Source organism: Burkholderia sp. SIMBA_051 (assembly GCF_046534915.1).
Lineage (GTDB): Bacteria > Pseudomonadota > Gammaproteobacteria > Burkholderiales > Burkholderiaceae > Burkholderia > Burkholderia ambifaria.
Genome location: NZ_JAWRXS010000012.1, coordinates 254,764 through 261,817, shown reverse-complemented (window position 1 = coordinate 261,817; position 7,054 = coordinate 254,764). Strand labels below are relative to the sequence as shown.

7 protein-coding genes are annotated in these 7,054 nt (G+C 66.1%); all 7 read left to right on the top strand.

Annotation, left to right across the window (positions count from 1 at the left end):
* Positions 1-633 precede the first annotated feature (633 nt).
* The 7 genes from SB771_RS27330 to benD all read left to right on the top strand — a co-directional run bounded on the left by SB771_RS27330 (position 634) and on the right by benD (position 6,918).
* On the top strand, positions 634-1,770 hold the full coding sequence (locus tag SB771_RS27330; protein WP_175661238.1) for a muconate/chloromuconate family cycloisomerase: 1,137 nt from the start codon (positions 634-636) through the stop codon (positions 1,768-1,770).
* A 34-nt stretch (positions 1,771-1,804) separates the two neighbouring features.
* On the top strand, positions 1,805-2,092 hold the full coding sequence (gene catC / locus SB771_RS27325; RefSeq protein ID WP_175661239.1) for a muconolactone Delta-isomerase: 288 nt from the start codon (positions 1,805-1,807) through the stop codon (positions 2,090-2,092).
* A gap of 75 nt (positions 2,093-2,167) precedes the next feature.
* Entirely contained in the window at positions 2,168-3,121 is a 954-nt protein-coding gene (catA, locus tag SB771_RS27320; RefSeq protein WP_175661240.1) for a catechol 1,2-dioxygenase, read from the top strand.
* Positions 3,122-3,237: 116 nt separating this feature from the next.
* Entirely contained in the window at positions 3,238-4,596 is a 1,359-nt protein-coding gene (locus SB771_RS27315) for a Rieske 2Fe-2S domain-containing protein (RefSeq protein ID WP_175661241.1), read from the top strand.
* A complete protein-coding gene (benB, locus tag SB771_RS27310; protein ID WP_006753839.1) occupies positions 4,593-5,081 on the top strand; it encodes a benzoate 1,2-dioxygenase small subunit in 489 nt (162 codons plus the stop codon). Before SB771_RS27315 ends, benB begins: the two co-directional genes overlap by 4 nt.
* 38 nt (positions 5,082-5,119) lie before the next feature.
* Positions 5,120-6,145 (top strand): benzoate 1,2-dioxygenase electron transfer component BenC, encoded by a 1,026-nt coding sequence (gene benC, locus SB771_RS27305; protein ID WP_175661242.1) that lies wholly within the window; start codon positions 5,120-5,122, stop codon positions 6,143-6,145.
* Entirely contained in the window at positions 6,142-6,918 is a 777-nt protein-coding gene (gene benD, locus SB771_RS27300) for a benzoate diol dehydrogenase BenD (RefSeq protein WP_166723857.1), read from the top strand. Before benC ends, benD begins: the two co-directional genes overlap by 4 nt.
* Positions 6,919-7,054 lie beyond the last annotated feature (136 nt).

Genomic DNA, 7,054 nt, shown 5'->3' with positions numbered 1-7,054 from the left:
GCTGCTTTACCCGGAACGATTCAACATCGGAGTCTGAATCTCAACCCGCCTCACACACTAAATTCCGGATACCTCCTCCTCAGCCGGGCTACCGTGCCTCATAGCAGCGCATTTCTCATGGCGGCCGATTTGATGCTATTGCGCGTTCACCGTGTTTTCGGATGCGTAACCGCCGATCGACCAGCGCGTCACGAGTAAAGGCGACCGGCTGCTTCTGGCCCCTAGCCACCATCAGCGTCTGACAGAAGGACCATCACCAACGAGCGTCGATCCCCCCTCCCGTCATTCACAGAAATCGACGCCGAAGCCCGCCGGGCAACCCCACCGTTTTGCCCTCAGGAAAACCCTGATCGACTCAGGCAGGCCACCCGTTTCAGCCGTTTTTCCCACTGCCGAAAGTAGCCGCGTCGCGCCTCGGCCCAAGCGATACCTCGACCACGCGCGACCAAGCTCCAGCAAGCCTCCCAACCCACATACCCAGCAGAAAAGGTATAGCGCCCCACAATATTCCGAGCTCAAAACCCAATTTCAATACCCACCAGGTATCAAAAACCGCGCCCAAAAGTATTGGACGCTCCATTTCGCCGCCGCGTATAAATCCGTTCCATGAACTCCCCACACGCAGCGCACTCCATGTCCCCGATCACCATCGAACGCATTGAAACCCGCCTCGTCGACCTGCCGACGATCCGTCCGCACAAGCTGTCGGTCGCCACCATGCACGGCCAGACGCTGATGCTGGTGAAGGTGCTCTGCAGCGATGGCGTGACGGGCCTCGGCGAAGGCACGACGATCGCCGGGATGGCCTACGGCCCGGAAAGCCCCGAAGCGATGAAGCTCGCGATCGACGCGTACCTCGCGCCGGCGATCATCGGCCGGGACGCGACGCGCATCCAGACGCTGATGGCGTTCCTCGGCAAGCTCGCGAAGGTCAATCACTTCGCGAAGAGCGCGCTCGAAACCGCGCTGCTCGACGCGCACGGCAAGCGCCTGGGCGTACCGGTCAGCGAGCTGCTCGGCGGTCGCCGGCGTGATCGCCTGCCGGTCGCGTGGACGCTCGCATCGGGCAACACGGCGACCGATATCGCCGAAGCCGAGCGGATGCTCGACCTGCGCCGCCACAACGTGTTCAAGCTGAAGATCGGCGCGAAGGCGCTCGCCGACGACATCCGGCACGTGGCCGAGATCAAGCGGGCGCTCGGCGAGCGCGCGTCGGTGCGCGTCGACGTGAACATGGCGTGGAGCGAAACGCAGGCGGCGCGCGCGATTCCCGCGCTGGCCGATGCCGGTTGCGAACTGGTCGAGCAGCCGGTGGCGTCGGCCGCGGCGCTCGCGCGGCTGATGCGCCGCTTCCCGGTCGCGCTGATGGCCGATGAAATCCTGCAGGGCCCCGACAGCGCGTTCGAGATCGCGAAGCAGCACGGCGCGGACGTGTTCGCGATCAAGATCGAGCAGAGCGGCGGCCTCTTTGCCGCGCAGCGCGTCGCGGCGATCGCGGATGCGGCCGGCATCGAGCTGTACGGCGGCACGATGCTCGAAGGCGCGTTCAGCACGGTCGCGTCCGCGCATCTGTTCGCGAGCTTCGCGAACCTGCAGTGGGGCACCGAATTGTTCGGACCGCTACTGATCACCGAAGAAATCCTCACGACCCCGCTCGACTACAGCGGTTTCGAATTGACCGTGCCGAGCGGCCCCGGCCTCGGCATCGAACTCGACGAGGCGAAGGTCGCGCGCTTCACCCGCGACGGGCTGACGAAAGTTTCCCGCTAACCCGCGCTAACCGATTACGTATCAGGACATCACGATGCTTTTCCACGTACGCATGGACGTCAACCTGCCGGCCGATCTGCCGGCAGCGGTCGCCGACGAGATCAAGGCCCGCGAGAAGGCGTACTCGCAGGCGCTGCAGCGCAGCGGCAAGTGGCGCCACATCTGGCGCATCGCCGGCGAATACGCGAACTACAGCGTGTTCGACGTGTCGGGCAACGCCGAGCTGCACGACATCCTGACTGGCCTGCCGCTGTTCCCGTACATGAAGATTTCGGTGACGCCGTTGTGTCGCCACCCGTCGTCGATACACGACGACGTTTGAGCCACGGAGCCGCTCGTTCTCCGACAGCGAGCACCCCGGGTCACGATTCCCCCAAATACACGTGGAGACACCATCATGAGCGTCAAAGTTTTCGATACGAAGGAAGTGCAGGATCTGCTGAAGGCCGCGTCGAACGCGGGTGCGAATGGCACGAACGGCACGCAGGCTGGCGACGCGCGCACGCAGCAGATCGTCCACCGGCTGCTCGGCGACCTGTTCAAGGCGATCGACGATCTCGACATCACGCCCGACGAAGTGTGGGCCGGCGTGAACTACCTGAACAAGCTCGGCCAGGACGGCGAAGCGGCGCTGCTCGCGGCCGGCCTCGGCCTCGAGAAGTATCTCGACATCCGGATGGACGCCGAGGACGAGGCGATCGGCCTGGACGGCGGCACGCCGCGCACGATCGAAGGCCCGCTGTACGTTGCCGGCGCGCCGGTGCGCGAAGGTGTAGCGAAGATCGACCTCGACGCGGACGAAGGCGCGGGCCCGCTCGTGATCCACGGCACGGTCACGGGGCTCGACGGCAAGCCGGTGGCCGGCGCGCTGGTCGAGTGCTGGCACGCGAACTCGCACGGCTTCTATTCGCACTTCGACCCGACTGGCAAGCAGAGCGATTTCAACCTGCGCGGCGCGGTGAAGACGGGCGCGGACGGCAAGTACGAATTCCGCACGCTGATGCCGGTCGGCTACGGCTGCCCGCCGCAGGGCGCGACGCAGCAGCTGCTGGATCGTCTCGGCCGTCACGGCAACCGCCCGGCGCACGTGCACTTCTTCGTGACCAGCGACGGTCACCGCAAGCTGACGACGCAGTTCAATATCGACGGCGACCCGCTGATCTGGGATGACTTCGCGTATGCGACGCGCGAGGAGCTGATTCCGCCCGTGACGACCAAGACCGGCGGCGCCGCGCTCGGGCTGAAGGCCGACGCGTACCAGGACATCGAGTTCAACTTCGTCCTGACGCCGCGCGTCGAGGGCAAGGACAACCAGATCGTCGAACGCCTGCGCGCTTCCGCCACGGCATAACCGCCCGACGGCGCGGCGGCGCGCATGCGCCGCCGCCGGCCGGGCTCCCGCGAGATTCAATCGATACCGATGCGAGCGTGCTTGCAGGACCCGGCACGCGCACAGGAGGAACCAACATGTCCGCCACGATCGACCCCACCACCGAACTGGACCACCTGCTCGCCACCGCCGTGCAGGACGACAAGGAAGCCGGCGTGTTCCGCTGCCGCCGCGATATCTTCACGAACGAGGCGCTGTACGCGCTCGAGATGAAGCACATCTTCGAGCGCAACTGGGTGTACCTCGCGCACGAGAGCCAGATCCCGAACAACAACGATTACTACACGACGTGGATCGGCCGCCAGCCGGTCGTCATCACGCGCGACAAGGCCGGCGAGCTGCACGCGGTGATCAATGCCTGCGCGCACAAGGGTGCGATGCTGTGCCGCCGCAAGCACGGCAACAAGGGCAGCTTCACGTGCCCGTTCCACGGCTGGACCTTCTCGAACACCGGCAAGCTGCTGAAGGTGAAGGACGAGAAGACGACCGAGTATCCGGTGCAGTTCAATACGCACGGCTCGCACGACCTGAAGAAGGTCGCGCGCTTCCAGAGCTATCGCGGCTTCCTGTTCGGCAGCCTCAGCGACGACGTGCTGCCGCTCGAGGACTACCTCGGCGAGGCGCGCGTGATCATCGACCAGATCGTCGACCAGGCGCCGAACGGCCTCGAGGTGCTGCGCGGCAACTCCTCCTACATCTACGAAGGCAACTGGAAGATGCAGATGGAGAACGGCTGCGACGGCTATCACGTGAGCACCGTGCACTGGAACTACGCGGCGACGATGGGCCGCCGCAAGGAAGACGGCACCAAGGCCGTCGATGCGAACAGCTGGAGCAAGTCGGTCGCGGGCGTGTACGGCTTCGACAACGGCCACATCCTGTTGTGGACCAAGACGATGAACCCGGAAGTGCGGCCGGTGTACCAGCACCGCGACGAGATCGAGGCGCGCGTGGGCGCGGCGCAGGCCGACTTCATCGTGAACCAGACGCGCAACCTGTGCGTGTACCCGAACGTGTTCCTGATGGACCAGTTCAGCACGCAGATCCGCGTGGTGCGTCCGCTCGGCGTCGACAAGACCGAAGTCAGCATCTTCTGCTTCGCGCCGAAGGGCGAGAGCGAAGCCGACCGCACGACGCGGATCCGCCAGTACGAGGATTTCTTCAACGTGACCGGGATGGGCACGGCCGACGATCTCGAGGAATTCCGCGCATGCCAGGCCGGCTACGCGGGCATCACGGCGATGTGGAACGACCTGTCGCGCGGCGCGCCGCTGTGGGTCCACGGGCCGGACGAGAACGCGAAGAAGATGGGGCTGAACCCGCGCATTTCGGGCGAGCGCAGCGAGGACGAAGGGCTGTTCGTGTGCCAGCACGAACACTGGGTGCACGTGATGCGCGATGCACTGAAGAAGGAACGCGCGGAGGTGGCGGCATGAACATCGATTACCGGACCATTTGCGCGGCGCTGTATCGCGAAGCGCGCCTGCTCGACGATCGCGAGTGGGACGAGTGGCTGACCTGCTACACGGAGGACGTCACGTACTGGATGCCCGCGTGGGACGACGACGACCGGCCGACCGACGATCCGCAAAGCGAGATCTCGCTGATGTACTACGCGGATCGCGGCGGCCTCGAGGATCGCGTGTTCCGGATCAAGACCGAGCGCAGCGGCGCGTCGACACCCGAGCCGCGCACCAGCCACAACGTGACGAACGTCGAGGTGCTGGCCGAGCGCGACGGCGAGGTGGACGTGCGCTACAACTTCGACACGCTCAACCATCGCTACCGCGTGACCGATCACTACTTCGGCACGATGTTCGTCACGCTGCGCAAGGTGAACGACGCGCTGCTGATCTCGCACAAGAAGATCGTGCTGAAGAACGACTATATCCGGCAGGTGCTCGACGTGTATCACGTCTGACGCCGATTGTTTCGACAGTAACCGAGGGAGACGAGGTCATGTCCACCTACAAGATTGCACTGAACTTCGAGGACGGGGTCACCCGCTTCATCGACTGCAAGACCGGCGAGAAGGTGCTCGACGCCGCGTTTCGCGCGAAGATCAACCTGCCGATGGACTGCTCCGACGGCGTGTGCGGCACCTGCAAGTGCCGCGCGGAAAGCGGCAGCTACGATCTCGGCGACGACTACATCGACGACGCGCTCACCGAGGACGAGAAGGACGGCGGCCTCGTGCTGACGTGCCAGATGGTGCCGCAAAGCGATTGCGTGATCGCGGTGCCGACCTCGTCGGTCGCGTGCAAGACCGGCCACAGCGCGTTTGCCGCGACGGTGACGCGGGTCGAGCCGCACAACGACGCGGCGATCGTGCTCGAGCTCGACGTCGACGCGGCCGCGCCGGCGTTCCTGCCGGGCCAGTACGTGAACATCGGCGTGCCGGGCAGTGGCCAGCACCGGTCGTACTCGTTCTCGTCCGCGCCGGGCGACACGAAGATCGGATTCCTGATCAAGAAGATTCCCGGCGGCGTGATGAGCACGTGGCTCGAATCGGCGGCGCCCGGCGACACGCTCGAGCTGAACGGGCCGCTGGGCAGCTTCTACCTGCGCGACGTCGCGCGGCCGCTGCTGTTCCTCGCGGGCGGCACGGGCCTCGCGCCGTTCCTGTCGATGCTGGAGGCGCTCGCGCGCAGCGGCTCGCAGCAGAAGGTGCACCTGATCTACGGCGTGACGCGCGATCTCGACCTGGTGCTGGTCGACGCGATCGAAGCGTATGCGGCGAAGCTGCCCAACTTCAGCTTTGCGACCGTCGTCGCCGATGCGGCGTCGAACCATGCGCGCAAGGGCTGGGTCACGCAGCACATTCCGGCCGATGCGTTGAACGACGGCGACGTGGACGTCTACCTGTGCGGGCCGCCGCCGATGGTCGATGCGGTGCGCCAGTACTTCGACGACCAGGGCGTGAAGCCCAACAGCTTCCACTACGAGAAGTTCACCCCGAACGTGACGACGGCAAAGGCGGCATGACCATGCAACGATTCTCCGGAAAGGTCGTCGTCGTCACCGGCGCGGCGCAGGGCATCGGTCGCGGCGTCGCGCTGCGCGCGGCGGCCGAGGGCGGCCGCGTGCTGTTCGTCGATCGCGCGGAATTCGTGGCCGAGGTGGCCGCCGAAGCGCCGGGCGGCAATACGGCCGGCTTCGTCGCCGATCTAGAAACCTACGACGGCGCGCACGCGGCGATGGCGTGCGCGGTCGCGACGTTCGGCCGGATCGACGTGCTGATCAACGGCGTGGGCGGCGCGATCCGGATGCGGCCGTTCGCCGAGTTCGAGCCCGCGCAGATCGACGCGGAAATCCGTCGCTCGCTGATGCCGACGCTCTACAGCTGCCACGCGGTGCTGCCGCATCTGCTGGCCGGGGGCGGCGGCACGATCGTCAACGTGTCGTCGAACGCGACGCGCGGAATTCGTCGCGTGCCGTACTCGGCCGCGAAGGGCGGCGTCAATGCGCTGACGGCGGCGCTCGCGATGGAATACGCGGAGCATGGCATCCGCGTGGTCGCGACCGCGCCCGGCGGCACCGCGGCGCCGCCGCGCCGCGTGCCGCGCAATGCGGCCGGCGACAGCGAGCAGGAACAGGCGTGGATGGCCGAAGCGGTGCGGCAGGTGACCGACTCGACGTTCTTCAAGCGCTACGGCAGCCTCGACGAACAGATCGCGCCGATCCTGTTCCTCGCGTCCGACGAGGCGAGCTACATCACCGGCACGGTGCTGCCGGTCGCGGGCGGCGATACGGGTTGAGCGGTGCATCGCATACCTAACCGACGCTTCACGCGTGCACGCTGCGCAGCCCTGCGGGCACGCTGCGCAGCCCTGCGGGCACGCTGCGCAGCCCTGCGGGCACGCTATCCGACACTCACCTAATCGGCCGGCGCCG